This is a genomic window from Phormidesmis sp. 146-12, assembly GCF_052939495.1.
On the sequence record NZ_JBJPHS010000011.1, the window covers coordinates 52,360 to 71,329 of the forward strand.

General features: G+C 46.4%; 18 protein-coding genes and 1 tRNA gene. 7 read left to right on the plus strand and 12 right to left on the minus strand.

Annotated features, from left to right (window positions below):
- Positions 1 to 217: 217 nt before the first annotated feature.
- Complete coding sequence (locus ACKFKF_RS07390; protein ID WP_446856556.1) at positions 218 to 1,033, plus strand: C39 family peptidase; 816 nt, start codon at positions 218 to 220, stop codon at positions 1,031 to 1,033.
- 142 nt (positions 1,034 to 1,175) lie between these two features.
- On the opposite strand, the gene ACKFKF_RS07395 is transcribed toward ACKFKF_RS07390, so the two are convergent.
- The gene (locus ACKFKF_RS07395) at positions 1,176 to 2,759 is read right to left on the minus strand and encodes a glucose-6-phosphate isomerase (protein WP_446867114.1); all 1,584 of its coding nucleotides are present in this window, start codon (positions 2,757 to 2,759) and stop codon (positions 1,176 to 1,178) included.
- A gap of 212 nt (positions 2,760 to 2,971) precedes the next feature.
- On the opposite strand from ACKFKF_RS07395, the gene menA reads away from it, so the two are divergent.
- Genes menA through ACKFKF_RS07410 form a run of 3 tightly spaced genes read left to right on the plus strand, consistent with a single transcriptional unit; the run spans position 2,972 to position 6,137 of the window.
- The gene (menA, locus tag ACKFKF_RS07400) at positions 2,972 to 3,874 is read left to right on the plus strand and encodes a 2-carboxy-1,4-naphthoquinone phytyltransferase (protein WP_446856558.1); all 903 of its coding nucleotides are present in this window, start codon (positions 2,972 to 2,974) and stop codon (positions 3,872 to 3,874) included.
- Complete coding sequence (locus ACKFKF_RS07405; RefSeq protein WP_446867115.1) at positions 3,871 to 4,797, plus strand: o-succinylbenzoate synthase; 927 nt, start codon at positions 3,871 to 3,873, stop codon at positions 4,795 to 4,797. Before menA ends, ACKFKF_RS07405 begins: the two co-directional genes overlap by 4 nt.
- On the plus strand, positions 4,782 to 6,137 hold the full coding sequence (locus tag ACKFKF_RS07410) for a 2-succinylbenzoate--CoA ligase (protein WP_446867116.1): 1,356 nt from the start codon (positions 4,782 to 4,784) through the stop codon (positions 6,135 to 6,137). The genes ACKFKF_RS07405 and ACKFKF_RS07410 overlap by 16 nt, the downstream gene beginning before the upstream one ends.
- 99 nt (positions 6,138 to 6,236) lie before the next feature.
- On the opposite strand, the gene ACKFKF_RS07415 is transcribed toward ACKFKF_RS07410, so the two are convergent.
- A complete protein-coding gene (locus tag ACKFKF_RS07415) occupies positions 6,237 to 6,638 on the minus strand; it encodes an alr0857 family protein (RefSeq protein WP_446856561.1) in 402 nt (133 codons plus the stop codon).
- A gap of 544 nt (positions 6,639 to 7,182) precedes the next feature.
- Here ACKFKF_RS07415 and ACKFKF_RS07420 point away from each other — a divergent pair.
- Both ACKFKF_RS07420 and ACKFKF_RS07425 read left to right on the plus strand, forming a co-directional pair.
- Positions 7,183 to 7,515, plus strand: a complete 333-nt coding sequence (locus ACKFKF_RS07420; protein ID WP_446856562.1) for a hypothetical protein — start codon at positions 7,183 to 7,185, stop codon at positions 7,513 to 7,515.
- 86 nt (positions 7,516 to 7,601) lie between these two features.
- Positions 7,602 to 7,683: transfer RNA gene (locus ACKFKF_RS07425), tRNA-Leu, on the plus strand.
- A 20-nt stretch (positions 7,684 to 7,703) separates the two neighbouring features.
- Here ACKFKF_RS07425 and ACKFKF_RS07430 read toward each other — a convergent pair.
- Positions 7,704 to 8,504, minus strand: a complete 801-nt coding sequence (locus ACKFKF_RS07430) for an NYN domain-containing protein (RefSeq protein WP_446867117.1) — start codon at positions 8,502 to 8,504, stop codon at positions 7,704 to 7,706.
- Between the two features lie 692 nt (positions 8,505 to 9,196).
- On the opposite strand from ACKFKF_RS07430, the gene ACKFKF_RS07435 reads away from it, so the two are divergent.
- A complete protein-coding gene (locus ACKFKF_RS07435; RefSeq protein ID WP_446867119.1) occupies positions 9,197 to 9,928 on the plus strand; it encodes a hypothetical protein in 732 nt (243 codons plus the stop codon).
- 11 nt (positions 9,929 to 9,939) lie between these two features.
- Here the strand turns inward: ACKFKF_RS07435 and ACKFKF_RS07440 are convergent, their stop codons facing one another.
- The 9 genes from ACKFKF_RS07440 to ACKFKF_RS07480 form a co-directional block, all read right to left on the minus strand.
- Positions 9,940 to 10,143, minus strand: coding sequence for a hypothetical protein (locus ACKFKF_RS07440; RefSeq protein WP_446867120.1), 204 nt, complete (start codon positions 10,141 to 10,143; stop codon positions 9,940 to 9,942).
- A 399-nt stretch (positions 10,144 to 10,542) separates the two neighbouring features.
- Positions 10,543 to 11,280 carry a peptidylprolyl isomerase gene (locus tag ACKFKF_RS07445; protein ID WP_446867122.1) on the minus strand — a complete coding sequence of 246 codons (738 nt, stop codon included), beginning with the start codon at positions 11,278 to 11,280 and terminating at the stop codon, positions 10,543 to 10,545.
- A 341-nt stretch (positions 11,281 to 11,621) separates the two neighbouring features.
- Positions 11,622 to 11,822: a hypothetical protein gene (locus ACKFKF_RS07450; RefSeq protein WP_446856567.1), complete on the minus strand. Its 201-nt coding sequence runs from the start codon at positions 11,820 to 11,822 to the stop codon at positions 11,622 to 11,624.
- A 238-nt stretch (positions 11,823 to 12,060) separates the two neighbouring features.
- A complete protein-coding gene (locus ACKFKF_RS07455) occupies positions 12,061 to 12,267 on the minus strand; it encodes a hypothetical protein (protein WP_446867124.1) in 207 nt (68 codons plus the stop codon).
- A 54-nt stretch (positions 12,268 to 12,321) separates the two neighbouring features.
- Entirely contained in the window at positions 12,322 to 12,525 is a 204-nt protein-coding gene (locus ACKFKF_RS07460; protein WP_446856569.1) for a hypothetical protein, read from the minus strand.
- Positions 12,526 to 13,375: 850 nt separating this feature from the next.
- The gene (locus ACKFKF_RS07465) at positions 13,376 to 13,786 is read right to left on the minus strand and encodes a HetP family heterocyst commitment protein (protein ID WP_446856570.1); all 411 of its coding nucleotides are present in this window, start codon (positions 13,784 to 13,786) and stop codon (positions 13,376 to 13,378) included.
- Between the two features lie 37 nt (positions 13,787 to 13,823).
- Positions 13,824 to 15,173, minus strand: a complete 1,350-nt coding sequence (locus ACKFKF_RS07470) for an HlyD family type I secretion periplasmic adaptor subunit (RefSeq protein ID WP_446867125.1) — start codon at positions 15,171 to 15,173, stop codon at positions 13,824 to 13,826.
- 87 nt (positions 15,174 to 15,260) lie between these two features.
- Positions 15,261 to 15,548 carry a hypothetical protein gene (locus tag ACKFKF_RS07475; RefSeq protein WP_446867126.1) on the minus strand — a complete coding sequence of 96 codons (288 nt, stop codon included), beginning with the start codon at positions 15,546 to 15,548 and terminating at the stop codon, positions 15,261 to 15,263.
- The gene (locus tag ACKFKF_RS07480) at positions 15,515 to 18,655 is read right to left on the minus strand and encodes an ABC transporter transmembrane domain-containing protein (RefSeq protein WP_446867127.1); all 3,141 of its coding nucleotides are present in this window, start codon (positions 18,653 to 18,655) and stop codon (positions 15,515 to 15,517) included. The genes ACKFKF_RS07475 and ACKFKF_RS07480 overlap by 34 nt, the downstream gene beginning before the upstream one ends.
- Between the last annotated feature and the right edge of the window lie 315 nt (positions 18,656 to 18,970).

The window sequence follows — 18,970 nt, forward strand, 5'->3', positions numbered from 1 at the left end:
CGGAACTCCTTTACAAAACCTTGAGTCAAAGCAGGCAACTCGATCGGAATTAACGGAGAGTTATTCCCTTGAGGCAAAGCTACTCTTTGTGCGGGTAGGTACACTAGGTTCGGGAAATCAGGAATGAGCAATCGCGCATGAGTAGTTTTCTGTCGATCGCCGTCAATCAAAATTGAAAAGCCTAAAACTCAGCAGAATCAGGAATTGGAGAAATTCTATGCGAATCAAAGTTCTTCAGACGACGTTTTTCAAGCAATCCGCAGATGATTCTTCAAAACTGCCGCCTCAAGATAAAGTCACTGTCGAAGCGGGCAAAGTATTGAACATTCACTCGTGGAAGCCTGTCGGCAGAAATCATCTCAAAATCGCGATCGTCGATGGTTTTTTGGGCGTTCCTCCCCGCAATACCTGGTTTGTGTTTATGCCGCATGTCCAAGTGCTCAACAGTCAGGGGAAGGTCATTTCAACCGCACGAACGCCGTCTCTTCCCATTCGTCTGCCTGCTCGTCTGCCTGCTACAAAGTCTCTGGGAGTGCCTTACCACAATCAATTAAACAACTCAGAGAATCCGGGTGGGGCTTGCAATGTCACCTGTTTTGCGATGGTGATGCGCTACTTCAAAATTCCTCGCAAGACGAACGCCGTCCAATTTGAGGATGAGCTTTATCGCTACATGGATAATAAAGGGTTGAGCCGTCACGACCCCGGAGACTTAGCAAAAATGGCCGCTGACTATGGGTTAAGGGATGACTTGACGCTGCAAGGTCGCATGTTTGACATTCAAAAGGCGATCGCTGAAGGTCGTCCGTGTATTATTCACGGCTATTTCACCAGCTTTGGTCACATTATTGTGCTGCGGGGATATGACCGATCGGGCTGCTTTGTCAACGATCCTTACGGCGAATGGACACAGTATGGATACCGCAAAGACTTGTCCGGCGAAAATCTACACTATTCTTACGGTTTAATTCAGCGTGTCTGCTCACCCGAAGGGCCCAATTTTATGTGGCTGCACCGACTCTCCAAAGCGTAACGATCATTGCTGAAGGCGCAGTAAACTTTGACTTTACTTTTGACTTTACTAAAGACGCTACCTCAAAGATCTGGCAATGAAGATCTTGCAATATTGAACTTCAAGGTAGCTTCTCCGCTTTTGTTGAAAATAACCCAAACTGTTAGAGGCTCACCGTCAGGCTGCCAGGATCACCTAAACTACCTTCTACTTTGACCCCGCGGTGATTGGCTTCGAGATGACGGACGATTTTGTAAATCGCTTCGACCTGATCAGAAGCATTCGCTTTAATTGCTAGAGTTCCTAATGGGATGGGAGTCTTTTCTTGCTGTAAAACCTCCATTACTTTGCGCTGGAGATCGAGAATAGCGGCTGCTGCTTTCTTGCCCGCTTCTACTCCAGGTTGGTGATAGGCATTGACGTTGACGAGAAAGCCATAAAAGCCGACAGCGCGTTCGTACAGGGCAATCAAGGCCCCAACGTTGTGAGGCGTGACTTCGGGAATGGTGACGGTCACAGAGTCGCGATGATTTTCGTAGAGCGCCTGACGAGTACCTTGAAGCAGTCCAGACAGATAATCGCCCGACGTGACTCCCGGTTCGACTTCGACGGGTTGGGAGTAGCGATCGCGCAGCACTTCGATAAACGTCAGAAAGAAATTGGGCACACCTTCGCGCAGTTGTTGAACATAGGCGTGTTGGTCGGTCGAACCTTTGTTGCCGTAAACGGCGATGCCCTGATAAACCGTGTTGCCGTCGAGGTCTTTTTCTTTGCCCAACGATTCCATCACCAATTGCTGAAGATAGCGACTAAACAACAGCAGACTGTCTTTGTAGGGCAGCACCACCATATCTTTTTCGCCTTTACCGTTGCCCGAAAAGTACCAGGCCAGCGCCAACAGTGCCGCGGGGTTGCCTTTGATCTGAGGTTGACGAGTGGCGGCATCCATTTCTTTTGCCCCAGCCAACATCGCCCGAATATCAATCCCTTGCAGCGCAGCAGGCACTAACCCAACGGCTGAAAATTCAGAAGTGCGTCCTCCCACCCAGTCGTGCATCGGGAAACGAGCCAGCCAGCCTTGAGACTCGGCCACTTTGTCCAGATTGCTGCCTCTGCCTGTGATGGCGATCGCCTGTTTGCCAAAGTCCAGATTGTGGGCTGCAAAAGCATGTTGCACCTCGATCATGCCGTTGCGAGGTTCGGGAGTGCCGCCGGATTTGGAGATGACCAGAACGAGGGTGCTGTTGAGCCGATCACCCATTTTTGCCAGGGTGCGATCGATGCCTGCGGGATCAGTGTTGTCAATAAAGTGAATGTTTAGCGGCGGAAAGTCTGGAGAAAGTGCTTCGGCGACAAATTCGGGGCCCAGAGCAGAACCACCGATGCCGATCGACAAAATATCTGTAAATCTCTCAGCATTGGGGGGAGCCACTTCGCCAGAATGGACTTTTTCAACAAAGGTCTCAATGTCTTCCAGCGTTCCTACAATGTCTTGTTTGAGGTCATCCGTCGGGGCCAAATCGGGATCACGCAGCCAATAGTGACCAACCATGCGGTTTTCGTCGGGGTTGGCGATCGCGCCCCCTTCTAGGGCAGCCATGTCCTTGAAAGCCTTTTCAAACTTAGGTTTTAGCTGGTCTACAAAGTCATCATCAAACCGCATCCGACTGACATCAAGATAAAATTCTAGACCTTTGTGATAGTAAAGCCAGTCTTGATAGCGTTGCCAGAGTGCAGCAGCATTCATAAAAATCTTCTCCCCGCGTGTTATCTGCCACTGAACAGTGTATCGAGGCAATCGTCAAGGGGCGTGAAACTGAAGGGGGAAATTTAAGGTTAGTAAAGCGAAACCAGGAAGCGTGTAACGTTTCTATAACAGACTGCGGTTGCTTCGGATCAAATGGGAAACTGGGAAACACAGTGTTTGTAAGCTTTCTGGCAATTACAGGAGTTTTTTTAATGACAACCAGGACGATCGAGCGTGTCAACAGAAAGCTCTGGTTTGCGGCGATTAAGCCTCCCATGTACAGTGTGGCGATCATGCCGATTTGGGTCGGGTCTGCCGTTGCTTTCGCTGAAACCACCCGGTTTAACCTTTCAATTTTCTTAACATTTTTAATATCTGCTATTTTGATCCTGGCCTGGGAAAATTTCAGCAATGACGTGTTTGACTCGGAAACAGGCGTTGATGTCAATAAGAAAAATTCCCTCGTCAACATGACGGGCAATAAGGCGCTGATTTTTTGGATCAGTAATTTTTGTCTGGCGTTGGGCTTGTTTGGGATTGGGTCGATCGCCGCTCAACAACAAGACTTTACGGTAATCGGACTGATTTTGCTGTGCTGTGCGATCGGCTATATCTACCAGGGGCCGCCCTTTCGTCTCAGCTACAAAGGCGTGGGTGAAATTCTCTGCTTCTTTGCGTTTGGGCCGCTGGCGTTTGCTGCTTCCTACTACAGTCAGACAAAAGCTTGGTCAAGTACAAATTTTGCAGCGTCGATTATTGTTGGCATTGCGACCAGTTTGATTTTGTTTTGTTCACACTTCAATCAGGTTAAGGATGACACCGCGATCGGCAAAAAATCTCCCGTAGTGCGGTTGGGTACGAAGCGATCGGCGGATCTGTTGCCCTGGATTTGTGGCAGTCTCTACGCGCTGACCGCTTTGTTTGTTATGTTGCATCTGTTTCCAATCTGGACGCTGTTGATTTTTGCTAGTGTGCCCGCGGCTCGGAGGTTGTGTCGATTTATTCGATCGCAGCACGACCAACCCCACAAGCTCACATTCTGTCGATTGATTGCGGTCGAGCTTCACTTTTGGGCAGGTTTGATGTTGGGTTTGGGCTTTGTGCTACCGGGATGAAGTTTGAGTTTCGCACCTACCGTCGTCCCTTTCGGCAACCGTTGTTAACGAGTCATGGCTTGTGGCGGGTGCGGGAAGGGATTATTTTGCGGCTTGAGGGTGAAAAGGTCAGCTTTGGTGAAATTGCGCCTCTGGAATGGTTTGGTTCAGAAAGTTTCGATCAAGCTTTAGATTTCTGTAATCAGCTATCAGGTGAAGTCGATGTAGAGACGATTTTGAATATTCCCGATCGTCTCCCTGCCTGCCAGTTTGGATTTGAGTCTTTAGTTAGCGATTGGTCAAGAAAATCTGTGGGGCGATCGTCAATGGCTGCCCTGCTTCCCACGGGAAAAAAAGCCCTGGCATCTTGGCAAAATCTTTGGCAACAAGGCTATCAAACTTTCAAGTGGAAGATTGGCGTTACACCGATTTCAGAAGAACTCGATCTCTTTGACCAACTCATTCAAAACTTACCATCTGACGCGCTTTTGAGACTAGATGCTAACGGAGGTTTGAGCGATTTAGAAGCTGAGAAATGGCTACAAATTTGTGATTCAACTAACATCGAATTTTTAGAACAGCCACTTTCAATTCATCAATTCGACGCAATGTTAAAACTGAGCCAGAAATATAGTACGCCTCTAGCGATCGACGAATCCATTGCCACACTTAATCAACTCAAAGATTGCTATCAAAAAGGTTGGCGCGGAATTTTTGTCATCAAACCCGCAATTGCTGGGTCACCTTCTCGCCTTCGTCAGTTTTGTCAAGAACACTCGATCGAGGCGGTATTTTCTTCAGTGTTTGAAACGGCGATCGGACGACAAGCTGGATTAAACCTTGCCGCAGAACTCTCCGTCAAGAATCGTGCTTTTGGATATGGAACAGATTACTGGTTTGATAGCTTGATGGAGGAGAGCGATCGCTTATGGCAACTCCTCTAACCTACCTTTTAGAACGCAGTCAGAAAGATTGGTTAATCGGCTATGATATTCAGAATTTGATCGAACAAACTCAAGAACGCTATCAAGAAATCACGCCACAAACTCAAACAATTCTGTTAGCTGAACGTGATCCCATCCGTTTCTTGTCTGGCTTTATTGCTGCTTGTTCGACACATTGCCAAATTTTTCTCTGTAATCCTGACTGGGCAGAATCTGAATGGCAACAAGTTTTTGAATTAGTTCAGCCTGATTTGATTTGGGGAGAAGTCTCAAATAGAAGGAAACAAAAGAAGCTAGAAGGCTTTTACAACACACCCTTAATTATGATTCCCACAGGCGGCACGTCGGGTAAAGTTCGATTTGCGATGCATACCTGGGGAACTTTGACGGCATCTGTTCAGGGATTTCGAGAATATTTTGAAGTCGATCGCGTCCATTCTTTTTGTGTTCTTCCGCTCTATCATGTCAGCGGTTTGATGCAATTTATGCGATCGTTCCTATCCAATGGAAAGTTGATAATCTTGCCCTGGAAATCACTAGGAACTGACGCAGAACCATTAATTAATCCTCAAGAATTCTTCCTTTCTCTCGTTCCTACTCAACTACAAAAACTTCTGAGTTTCCATCAACCAAAACACTCCTGGCTGTCCCAATTTAGAACCATTTTGTTAGGAGGCGCACCTGCCTGGCTAGAGTTATTAGAAGAAGCTCGATCGCGACACTTGTCGATCGCTCCCACTTATGGAATGACCGAAACCGCCTCGCAAATTGCCACTTTGAAACCAGAAGCTTTTTTAAGCGGAAACTTCAATTCTGGAAAACCATTACCCCACACTCAAATCACCATTCGTAGCCCAAAAAACGACGTATTAGACATTGGAGAAATTGGCAAAATCACCATTCAATCACCCTCTTTAATGTTGGGTTACTATCCTGAGCTATTGAATTATTCACAATACCAGCCTGATGATTTGGGATTTTTTGACTCCCAAGGCAACCTGCACATCATCGGCCGCGATAGCCAAAAAATCATCACTGGGGGCGAAAACGTTTTTCCAGCCGAAGTCGAAGCCGCAATTTTAGACACAAAAATGGTCAAAGATGTCTGTGTGATAGGCATCCCTGACCAAATATGGGGGCAAATTGTCACCGCCGTCTATGTGCCAAACGCCAACCTTTCTGATGAGAAACTAGCAATCGCCCTCACCAAAAAACTCAGCAAATTCAAGCATCCCAAACGCTGGATTGCGATCGCTCGCCTCCCCCGCAACCCCCAAGGCAAAATCAACCACGCTCACTTGAGAGATCACCTCAAAGAAATGATGAATGCAAAACAATAAAAGACCAAGCAAAATCGCCTTTGATCCCTTATTCCTCCTCGCGAGGCGGATTACCTCCAAAGGGGAAACAGTTCATCGAAGTTCTCCCTCATCCCTTCATCACACCCGACAAGTCAACGACTCCTGCCACAGCTTAAACAAAATGAATTCCGCCCGCTCGCAAAGCGTCCCTGGCAACGAGTCACCCAGCTCAGCCAAAAAGATCCCTTCCTCGCAGTTGCAATCTTGAGCGATCCAGGTTCCTCGCAGGCTGACTTCGATGAATTCTGCATCACATTGGCAGAGCGCGATCGTGTCGTCCAGTGATTTTTGCACCACCGCTTCCAACAAATCCCAGCACTGTAGATTTGCAGGCAGCAAAAACGAAGCCGTCCCCGGCGCAACCGTCAGCCGTTCTCCAACTCGCATCGCCAGCACGATCCGCCACATCACCAACTCTTCGAGAGATTGGGTCGATCGCTCAATGTTTATCCCCGTTTCGGTGTACGTAAACTTCAACATTCCTGGTGTCTCCCAATTTTCCAGGGTTTGCCGTTACAAAGGTTTACTCATTACAAGGGTTTGCTGTTTCCAAGGGCTGCTTCGGGCAGGCGATGACTACACCGCATCTGCTTTGTTTTCCGCCAAACACACTAAAAACCTCCCCTTCTTGACGGTTAGAAGCGGAGGCTCAAAAACTTTTTCAGAGTTTTCTTGTCTTATTTAGGTACAGTCGGTCTCCTGTCCCTTCCGCTTCTAATCAATGTTTTGGGCAATGCGCCTGGCCGCCCGGACGTGCTAATGTTTCGCGAATCATCAATCTCCTGAGATCTTTCTAACTGGATAGCCCTGCCCATAAACGGCAAAACTACGACTCCGACAAGGCTGACTGGACGATCGTGCGGAAATTCGCAAAGCGCACTCTCGCAATAACCCAACCCTTGAACTGTCGATAGGAGCCGTAGAAATTTCATTGAAGAAGACTTTGAAGCACTTGGCTTACGAACTACAGTTTCCATACTACACTTGTATTATGAACCTGTCCAGTTACTTTTGGAGGAAAAACATGCATACCTTAACTCGCACCACCACCACCGACATGGAAGTCACCAGCATCCGCCTGGAACGAGAGTTAAAGGAAAAGTTGAAAGGACTCTCTGGCAACCAGGGATATCAAGCCCTGATTCGCGACATTCTCTGGAATTACGTCCAACAAAAATCCGGCGACCATACGCCGATCGCCTCCCCATCCGATTTACGAGCGAGTTTTCCGGCAACGGCCCAACAAGACGATCGCTGCGCTCTGACTGGCAAACTGATACGATCGGGCGACGAGATGCTACTCGGTTACACCACCGACGGAAATATTATCCCACTCAGTGTCGGCAGTTTGCCATAAGTCCAAGAGCTTCGAGTTTTGAGTTTTGCATTAAATCCCCAGGCTCAAAACTCGCTCACTTTGCTATGATAGGTGAGCAATAAAATGCGGATGTGGCGGAATTGGTAGACGCGCCAGATTTAGGTTCTGGTTTCGCAAGAAGTGAAGGTTCAAGTCCTTTCATCCGCATGGGTAGTCAGTTGTCAAACTTAAGATTTCAGCTTGATGCTTAACTGAGTAGCGGTTTGGCTTTTTGCGTGTGGAATCTTCTTCACTTCAAACAAGCTGATCGCGCGAATTAAGTCGCTGAGTTTTTTGTGTCCATACGTCCTTGCATCAAATGAAGGGGAGAGCTTGTTGAGTTGTGCCCCAAACGGGCCCAGATTCGCCCAACCGTCCTCCTCAGCGATCGCCTCATAAGCATCTCGTAGTAGTTTTAGCAATTTTTTGTCGATCTTGACTTTCGGATCTGCCTTTTGCGCTTCGACCAATTTTGCAGAAGCTTCGGGTGATTCCGTAGGAGTGACCCCTTGGGAGTAACTCGAAGAGATCGCTTCCGTCTGCTGTAAAAGCTCCGTGTAAATGAACTTGTCGCAGGCTCCCACAAAAGCTTCTGGGGTTTTCTCTCCTCCTAGTCCATAGACAATTAGACCCGCTTCTCGAATTCGACTGGCGAGTCGTGTAAAGTCACTATCACTCGAAACAATGCAGAATCCATCAAAGTTTTGAGCATACAGCAAATCCATCGCGTCAATGATCAAAGCGCTATCTGTTGCATTCTTGCCTGTCGTATATCTAAATTGTTGGATCGGCTGAATCGCCAACTTATGAAGTTTGGGTTTCCAACTGCTGAGGAGGGTATTTGTCCAGTCTCCATAGATTCGCTTAACGTGAGCGGTGCCGTACTTTGCGATTTCTGTTAGTAGCAGTTCGATTAGACTCGCGCTGGTGTTTTCGGCATCAATTAACACTGCAAGCTTGCTCGATGGATAAAGCCTTTCGCCCTTCACAAAACTTTCCTACCACGTCAATTGTGGACTATTTTAATATCTATAAATACACAGGAAATGGTTGATTTCCCTGAAGCTGAGAGGGCTGTGAGGATGTATTGCCGTAATAATGGGTAGATGATACCGAAATTGGCATCTCTGACCCTTCCCAACCTCCCTTGAGCAAGAAGAGGAGCCGTAGTCAGTGGGATGGATTGGGTTATGTCTTACTGCAAGTGTCTTTAAACCAATGTCCTTAAACCTTGAAGTTAGCATCTGCAACAGAGAATTCGGTTCAACCTGTACAATTCATGTTCCGGGTGGTTGATCGCATATTGCCTTTATTGATCTTCAATTATTGATCTTCAATTATTGATCTTCAATTATTGATCTTCAATAACTGAATCGTTGAACTGGAGTTAACAGAGATTTAGGTCACTCATCGCTGTGATTTCACTGAATCAGGGCAAAACTTCATGGGCACCTTATACAAACTTCTAAAAATCTACTGTTTGATTTATAGCGCCTTCATAGGTTTCAATCTAGTATTTTCACAGAGGGATCTGGTGACAGTAAAGTTTTTGCCCCCCTAGCTAACTAGCATCTGCACCTGATCTTAAGTAAGGGTGTTTCATCAGGGCTTCGAGCAAACTGCCGCAACGCATCACCGTCTAATAGTCGCGTTGCCTGAAACCTACTGGAACCAAAAATCTATGAAATTACAGTCTATCTTGACTCAGAGACTGCTGCTTTTAGCTGCGATCGTGGCAAGTTCTACAATAGCAATTTTGCCTGCGGAGGCCGCCAGTTTTGCTCGTGCTAGAGCGGCCTTAGCCATTGAGGGTCTCTTGTCTGATTCTACTGAAAGTACAGTGGAGGGGGACAGCGATCGCTACTTTACGACAGCTCAAGCCAACCCCATTACAACGCTGTCTATTACCTCTACTACAGACTTCACGTTTGATTTCACCGCTTCATTAAACCTCCAAACCCTGGTTGACAATCCAGACTTAGAAAACGCCAGTACTGCTGGAGAAGTCGCTTTTTCTCTATTTGACACCAACAGTGGGCAACTCTTAGATACGTTTTCAATCTTTGGCTTCTTAAACACACTAGGTGAAGACTTTTTGAGTTCTCCCGACAGGAGTGGCTTTGTGCAAATCACTTCGCTTGAGAGAAACACTAACTTCAGCCCAACTCAAACCAGCGAATCTGCTTCTACGATCGTTCGAGGCATCTATTCCCGCAGCTTTGACAAAAAAGTGGCGCTCACATTAGTTGCGGGTGAGTTTAGTCTTGCCTGTGCCCAGAATCCCAAAGCTCCCGATCCTTGCGTTCAAGTCCCTGAGTCTTCAAACACGGTTGCTTTACTCTTGCTAGGTGGCTCAATCGTTGTGGTTGGGTTGCATCGGCGATCGGCGAGAAAGCGATTGATAGAAGCTTGATTAATTTGCTGTCATTGATCGTAAGAATAATCAGCAGTTGAGTGAGATGTAGTCTGGTGCCTGACTCCGCTGCTGGTTGAAACGGTCACTTCAATCCATTGCTGAACCTCATTGTTGGCATCGATCGACCCCATCACTTCACTTCTCACTTCTGCAACCGTTTTGCCGTCTGTTGAAATAACCCGTTGAATCAATCTTTTTCTAGAGTAAGACATGATTAAAATCCTTTTTAAAGGTCTGCAAAGCTAATTACCGAAAACGAGCGGAAAGCCCCGTCCCTTTAGGGACTACCGTGTATACATAAGTCGATTGATCTGTACTTGCCGTAATCCTTCGCCCCCTAAATCCCCCAAATTTGGGGGACTTTGAACGCTGATCAGGGTTCTAAATTCTCGAAGTCTTTTTTGCTTAAAGTCCCCCCGAATGGGGGATTTAGGGGGCTGAAGCCAACTAGAACGAAGTGATACCAAATTGAAAATAGACTGCGCCAGATCATGACTCAAAGTCCCCCAGAATGGGGGATTTAGGGGGCGAGGATCTGTAGCAAGTAAAAGTTGATTTGATATGAGTATAGACTTGTGTGTACACCGTAGCGCCCTTAGGCATGGGGAGTGTCAATCTGCTTGATTATGCAAATAGCTTAATTCACTCTCTAACCACTCTTGAAACAGTCTCTGAACGATCTCTTGATGAGTTTCAGGTGTGAGTTGCGCCGAGACAAATTCTTCAACCATTAAAAGGTGATAGCCGCGATCGGTTTGAACGGGTCGAACCACTTCTCCTGCATTAGCCCCAAAGACTACAGCAGCAAGCTCTGGCTGCAAATTTCCTCGATACAGAACGCCCTCAAAACCACATTGGCGACGGCGTTGCTCATCAATATCGTATAAGTGAGCAGCTTCATAAAAGCTAATTTCGGCTTCTTCAATTTGATAGAAAAGTTCCTGAGCGAGCGTGTGATAAGGAACAATAATTTGATAGAGAGCAACTTGCTCAAAATCTAGTCGATTCTGGGCAAAAAATCTTTCAGCCTCTGAATGAAAGAGAGACTCTGCTAGTTTTTGAGACAGTTGCTGATTGCAAATTCCAGTTTCCCAATCCTCAGCACTGATTAGCTGTTCACGCAACCAATTTAAGGTGTCGATCGCTCTTTCCAAACGGTTTTCGCGGCGTTGGCGATCGGCTTCAGCTTGGATCTCCTCAGAAGTAATGATGATGCCTCGTTCTTGAGCCATTTGGTTGATAATTCGCTGATATAAAAGCTTTTCACAGAATGCTCTTAATTGAACAGTTGACTTTAGAAAATCAACAATTTCGTCTGATTCGATAGATACTCCAAGTAAATTAACCATCGCACATATAGATTCCCGTCTGTCACTTATATCAAGGTTGACACTCATAGGTATTACCACTCCTCAACCAGCTAATCGATACTATTTATTTGAATGGTTTAATTTTAGGTCTAATGATCAATCCAGTGATGATTTTAACAATTATAGTATTGATAAAGTTACGAAGCTAACTATCAAAAAAAATGAATACTCGCAAATAAGGATGTGTCAGAAAGGGTTACTAACCTCTGCATTCTTTAAAAAGATAAACTTGCTATGGGCTTTACAGATTTAGCTTCTAGCAAGTTTATTACTATTGAATGCTAATGAAGAATTTCAGAGTCGGTTAAGAAAGCCTACCGTTAAACCATAGCATTTTGAATCACCCCAGTTCCTACTGTAACCGTCCCCTTTCCTAAGTTGATTGCGATCGCAACCGGAACAGCAACCTGAGTAATGATGTTCAAGTTTATTCCAAGTCCAGCCAGCTTTTTGCGACTTCCTCCAGTGACGATAGACGATTCAGAGACCTTTTCCAGATAGTTCAAATCAGAAATGACCATTGCAATTCTCCTGTATGTTTGAGTAAAAAGCGATTGAGTTTGCAACAAGCTTACTTTGCTTTAGCTCATCGTATGACCAAGAAATGGAGTAGTGTTGCCATTCTGGCAGATTCTATCTTTTTAGATTTAAGCCACACTACTCAAAAACATTGGAGACCTTTTAACCAAAAAGCCTCCAATCTTGCAAAGTCTCAACTGAGCGCTTTAGCAAATCAACTCATCTTCAGTTGAAGTGACACTAGTTTCGTTGGTTGATCGAGACCTTCTGATAAACGTCGTTGTAGGCGTAAGCGTCTCCTTTTTTACCAAAATTAAGAGCGAGAGCAGTAGCATCAGAATATTGGTATACCTCAGCAACGTTGAATTTAATCTTGAATTTGCCTCCACCAACGATGTTAGAGGAATTGGAAACAGATTCAAGGTAGTTCAGATCAGAAATATTCATTGAGTTTCTCCTTGTTTTGTGAGTAGAGTCAAGCGAATTCAGCGACACAAATCACTAGTTTCTTTGATCGATCGAGACCTTTTGTGTGACGTAGTTGTAGGCAGTAGCACTGCCTTTCTTGCCAAAATTGATCGCGACAGCAGTAGCTTCACTGTACTGATATACCTCAGCAATATTGAACTTAATCTTGAATCCACCGCCAACAATTTCAGTTGGCTCAGAAACGGTTTCGAGATAGTTCAAGTCAGAAATGATCATTGAGTTTCTCCTTTTTTTAAAACAACCGACTTGTATTTTTCAACAACCTTATCGGTTTGTATTAATAATTTAGTTCTTAATTCCAAAACAATGTTGCCACTTTGGCAGATTTGTTTATATTCCTTCTTGAAGTCAGAGAATCTCTAATAAGTAATCTGGAAAATAGTTAATAAAAATCACTGAAAACCTTAAACAACAGTTCTCAGTGAAGTACATGATTTAACGTCAGTTCGACAGAAGTGGTTCGCTCCGCGCTCTTCGAGATACCCGCAAGGGGTTGTGAATTCGGGAAGCTCCCTAAATCCCCCAAAAATGGGAGACTTCAAGCCAAAAACTCTGGTTCAAAGTTCCCCAGAATGGAGGATTTAGGGGGCAGAAGCCGATGAGAACGAAGCGAAAGAACTTGTCGAACTGACACTGATTTAGAGGATGATGAACTCTAGAGAATTAAAGAGCTCGTGTAGTGTAGCTAGAAGAAGTTACAGCTTCGCCATTGATCAACGATGTTGTTGAACGGTAAAGTGAAACATAACCACTTCCATTAGAGTGACTAGTGAGACTTCCGAGCAAGGCACAATGAGGAAGACCAATCAGAAAATTTCCTAACAGCCCCTTAATCTCACATAAGCTCAGGCTACCTGTCAGATTTGAGCTATTAGAAATTGTTTCGAGATAATTAAGATCAGAGATGATCATTGCTCTCCTCCTGGGGATAATTCTTGTTAAAGGTAGATTGTTTTAACGTTGGATCTGATTTTAGCGAGTCCAATAGAAGCCTCGTTGCCAAATTGGCAGTTTCTTTGGATTATCTGTTTCACTCGCACAGATTTTTAGCCTCAATTGATTCCTATTATTTAAGGCAAATGTTCAAGTCCTTCACAAGTTTTATTGAAGGAATGCTATTCGTCACCCAATTCTTAAAACAACCTCCATGAATTGTTTTTTGCTGTTCGCTCATGGCTTCTAAGTAAGCTAAATCTTGAATTTGACCAACGCGATCGCCTGACTCATTTTGATTGATTTCTTCAGCGTGAACGCGATCGCGTTTTCTGCACTGAGCGTTGTCTTTGACCAATCGGTTATAGGTTCTGTAGGGAATATAGTGGAGAGGATTGTATCCTGCAAAACGCAAAATTAATACACATGCCCAAGAATATTTGCCTGCTAAAATCGCTTCGATAACTTGAGTAAATTGTTCAGGCTCCATCACTTTATCGGTACGGCGATCGGAGTTCTGCGAATGAAGGATTGAGTGATTCATGCGGTTTTAGTCTCCATGCAATTTAGAGCAACTCACTTCACAAGTTGAGGCTGCCCTGTAGCTGTTTTAAGGGGTCTAATAAAATGTCTGCAATTCGACGTTGACGAGTGACGATTTCAGCAGTCGCGGTTTGTCCTGCCTTAAACGGAACTTTCTGAAACTCTTTGGTCACAAAATGACGGTCTAACTGCACCTCGACCCGATAAACTTGACCCAGCTTTTCATCAGGTTGAGCATCGGGAGAAATGGCTGTCACTTTGCCAGAGACGATGCCATAGTCTTGATAAGGATAAGCATCCAGTTTGACTTGAACCCGCATTCCCACTTTGACCAACCCAGCTTCGCGATCGGGCACAATGGCAGACAGCACTAAGGACTTGTTGCGAGGCGTGATCTCAGCGAGGGGTTGTCCAGGTTGAACGACTTCACCGGGGTTGTGGATATTTAGCGTTGAAAGTTGACCAGAAACAGGAGCATAGACCATTTTCTGTTTACGTTTTGCTTGAGCTGCCTTGAGCAAGGTTTGGGTTTGTTCGATTTTGGCCTGCAACTCAGTCACTTTCAGCCGCATTTGTTGAATCTGCTGTTGAGCTTCTAACTGATATTGTTGGTCTTCCGCCCGTTTTTGAATGAGTTCTGCTTGCAGCCGATCGACCTCTGAGCGACTTTGTTCCAGGCTGCCTTGATGTTCGGTAATGGTGCGCTGCCGTTCGCGCAGACTCTGCTCTACTTGAAAAACTTGCTCTTGAGCGATCGCACCTGCTGCTGCTAGAGGCTGAAGTCGATTTAACCGTTCTCGCTGTGCATCCGCATCCGCCTGTAGCTGCTCTACGATCGCTCGTGTGGTTAGCGTGTTGCCCTTTGCCTGAATCGCGGCTACTTTTTGGGACTCGATCGTGGCTCGACCGATCGCCACTCGCGTTTGAGCTTGCATCACCACTTGTGTCATCAAGGTTTGCGTTTGGTTTAGCTGCGTTTGGTCGGCAGTCAGTTGTTTTTCTAACCCTTCTACTTCGGTTGTTGCAAGTTGAGGATCGAGTTCCAGTAAAGGTTGTCCCGCTGTTACGGTTTGTCCTTCTGCCACCAAAACTTGAGAAACTTTACCCGTTTCTGTCGGGTTGACTTTGTAAACCGCCCCTTTGGGAATCAGTTTGCCTTGCGCGTGAGCGACTTCATTCATTTGCCCCAACCAGGCCCACGCGGTAAAACACAGTGAGAATGCCAGCCCACCCACTGCTAGACGCGCAGGCAATGCCGAAGCAGGCTTGTCTAAGAGCGTTTGGAGGGGAGGCGACCAGTGGGCAGTTTCTACCGGAGCGGCAATCGTGACTTTAGGTTCTCTGGGTAGCCGCGACAGTTTGTTTTCGGGAGGAGTGCGATTCAACATGATGTGTCCAGTTTTAAGGATTTGCAGCTTACTGAAATGGTATGTGACGCTACTTTTCATTTCTGCCAGATTGGCAGTTTTTGAATGTCATTTTGTGAAGATGAGAATTTGCGATCGCCCCGCTCCAAATCGCTCCTTCATGCAGCGCGAATTCCTGGATAACAAAGCGGGCGTTGCTGGTTGAAGGGATGAAGAAGTCGCCCATCCTCTCGCCTCCTCAATCCCGCAGACTGGGAGACTTTGAACCGTCTGACCCTCCTCAGCATTGGGAGGCAATGCATCCTGTGATTTAGCAACGCCATCAAGCATTGTGGACTGAGTGTTTTGGGTGCAAACCGCTTCTACAAATCGAGTTGCTGTTGGGCCAGGTGACAATACAAGCCGTGTAGATTAATCAATTCGTCGTGGCTGCCCTGTTCGACGAGAACGCCGCGATCGAGGACTAAGATGCGATCGACATGCCGGACTGTAGACAAGCGGTGAGCAATGATAAAGGTTGTGCGCCCTCGGCTAATGTGGGCAAGATTTTGCTGAAATCGGCGCTCAGATTCGGTGTCGAGAGAACTGGTAGCTTCATCCAAAATGAGGATTGCAGGATCACCGAGTAGGGCACGAGCGATCGCAATCCGCTGACGTTGCCCTCCAGAAAGATTGCTGCCTCGTTCTCCTACTTTTGTGTTGTAGCCCAAGGCCAGATCTTGAATGAAACTGTGTGCCTCAGCGAGTTTGGCGACTTTGATCACTTCGTCAAGCGTGTAGTTAGAGCGGTAAAGCTGAATATTCTCTAAAATCGTGCCAGAAAACAAGAAGCACTCTTGAGGAACTACACCAAGCTGGGGTCGAAATGACTGAGGAGACACATGATGCAAATCGTGCCCGTCGATGAGAATGCGCCCGTTGCTGGGGGAGTAGAGTCCTTGAAGCAGCTTGACCAACGTACTCTTTCCAGAACCACTGCGCCCGACGATCGCGATCGTTTCTCCGACTTCTGCCACAAAAGAAAGATTTTGCAGCACATTGGTTTCTTCTGCTTGTTCGTAGTGAAAGGTGACATTTTCAAACTGAATTTCTCCCTGAATCGAAGGCAGCACCAGCATCGGTTTACTGACACTTTCTTCGGGCTGCGCCGTGAACACATCGTTCAATCGTTCTACCGAAATCAGCACTTCTTGAAACTCATCCCACAATCTCACGAGTGATAAAACGGGCGTAATCACACTGCCAATCAGCATATTGAAGGCGACAAATTGCCCGATCGTCAGTTGTTCTTGAATGACCAAAGTGGCACCATACCAGAGGAGAGCCGTACTGCCGATCGCATTGATCAATTCACTAGTACTTTGCAGTCCATTTGCTAGTTTTTGTCCTCGAAATTGAGCATTAATCGTACTGGTTAGTTTGTCTTCCCAGCGCCATCTGACTTCTCGTTCTGCTGCTGTTGCTTTAACTGTTGAGATTCCAGTCATCATCTCAACTAAAATCGAGTTTTGATCCGCAGATTCATTGAAAATTTCGCGAGATACTTTTCTGAGAAATGGTGTTGCTCCTAGCGTTAACAAAATGATTGGCGGAATCATTCCCATCACAAGTAACGTGAGTTGCCAGTTGTAATAAAACATTAATCCCAGATACACGATCGCCATCAGCGCATCGAGCCAAGTAGAGACGGCGTGACGAGTGAGAAAATTCTGAATTTTCTGGTTTTCTTGGACTCGTGTGAGAATATCACCTACTTGTCGCGATTCAAAAAACTTGAGCGGCAACGTCAGCGCATGACTGATAAAGCCACTAATCAACGTCAAATCCAGACGATTAGAAAAATAGTCCAACAGATATTGGCGAATTGTCGTCATCGCCACCCGCCACACGCTAAAGAGCAGCAAGCCGATCGCAAACACATTCAGCGTTACCAGGCTTTTTTCTGTGACCACGCGATCGAGAATCACCTGAGTAAAGAGAGGCGTGACCAACCCAAAAAGCTGAATCAGCAAAGAAATCCCGACGATTTGCCACAGGAGCGATCGATACGACCAGAGCAACCCCCAAAACTTGCCTAAACTGCGGCGATCGGTTTCTGTGTTTTTGAGTCGATCAGTCGGGTCAAGCAAAAGCGCGTACCCCGTCCAATTGCTCAAGAATACGTCACGAGACAATTTACGTTTGCCACGAGCCGGATCAGCGACCAACACCCAATCCCCCTGCACTCGATAGACCACCACGTAGTGATCGCCCTGCCAGTGAGCAACCCAGGGATTCTTCTGTTCGGCTAATCGCCCCCAACTAGCTCGCACCGGGCTGGCCTGAAATCCAACCATTTCGGCGGCTTCTGACAAATGTTTTAGAGAGGCCCCCGATCGCCCCACCTTCGCCAGATTTCGCAATGAGTTAAGGCTAAATCGCTTGCCCCAATATTGCCCGATCATCGCCAGACAGGCCACCCCACAGTCTGAAGAACTTTGCTGCTGAATGAACGGATACCCTTGCCATAGCCTGCCTGGATGAGATTTTTGGGGCTTGGGAAACACCACAGGCGGCGCTTCAAATTTTGCTTTGCCACTCGGTTGACTCGATAATTGCTCAGGCCCAGTCGTCTGGGAATCAGAAAGGGACGATCGTAGCTTCTTGCGCCTGCTCGGTTTAAGGGTTGGCTCAGACAGGGCTGCATCTGGCTTAACAAAGTGAGTGGGTGCAATGGCCGTTGCGCTCTCCCAATGAGAGAGGGGCAATTGATACAGCACCAAATCTGTTTCAGCAACCCAATCTACCTGCGATGAGTCTGGGTAGCCAAACCGATCGCCGATCGCCACAGATTGCCCCTCCTGACCGTGAATTTTGCCCTGCCGAAGCCAGCAATGACCAGAAGCCGCCGCTTGAGCCAGACTTTCTCCTGCGGCAACTCGCACTTCGACGAGATCAGGCAACAGTTGCTGAATTTGGTCACTAGTGAGCGGCTTTGAACCTGACCCCGAAGCAACACAGGTTTTGAAGAAAATCAGGCGTTCTCGCTGTTGGGCTTGCTGCTCAAAAATTTCCCGTAATTGAGGCAACTTTTTTAGCCAAACGTCCAAAGTAGTCAACGACATTCGGGCCACCTTCACGGGGCTGGCAGCGATCGCCCGATAAGGCAGCGGCATCTGGTAAAACAGCGCATCTCCCCCAAACGTTTCTCCAGCGTCTAAGACCTGTGCAGAAACGTCTCGCTGTCGTTGAAGGTCAAGACACAGCAATCGAACTCGACCTTCGCAAACCAAGTAGAAATTTTCGTGATTTTGCTGACTGAGAACTGAAGGGTCGATCGGGTTCACTGGGTCTTCGCGATCGTCGTCTTGATCAAGAAAATCACCTAGCCGAAATTCTTCAATTTCAAAAGCTTGACTAAAGGCTTCCACGGTTTGATCCGCTTGCCCCAAAGACAACAGTTTGAGAATTGCCTCTAAGATCTGAGGGTGAAGCGATACCCGTAACGTGGAGGCTGAATTCATAACCTGACCTCTTAAATGGTTGCAAATTAAATGGTTGCAAAATCAATGGGGTTAGTTTCGTAGCGTTGCTGAATCGAGGAATGAATCGTTAAATTGTTGTATTCTCGAAAGCTCTTGAATTCTCTAATTCTCTAAAATGAGGAGTTTGAAAGTTCAGAAATTGCCCAAAGTTGGAGAATAGGAGAAAATTCATCTTGTTGCTTAACGCTGCCAGTTTCGCTTTGTAGTTTTGGCATTTTTTAGGGAGAAAGCATTTAGCTACCTGACAATTTCTTGTCTTTGCTTAAATCATTTACCATTGATAAAATCTACATT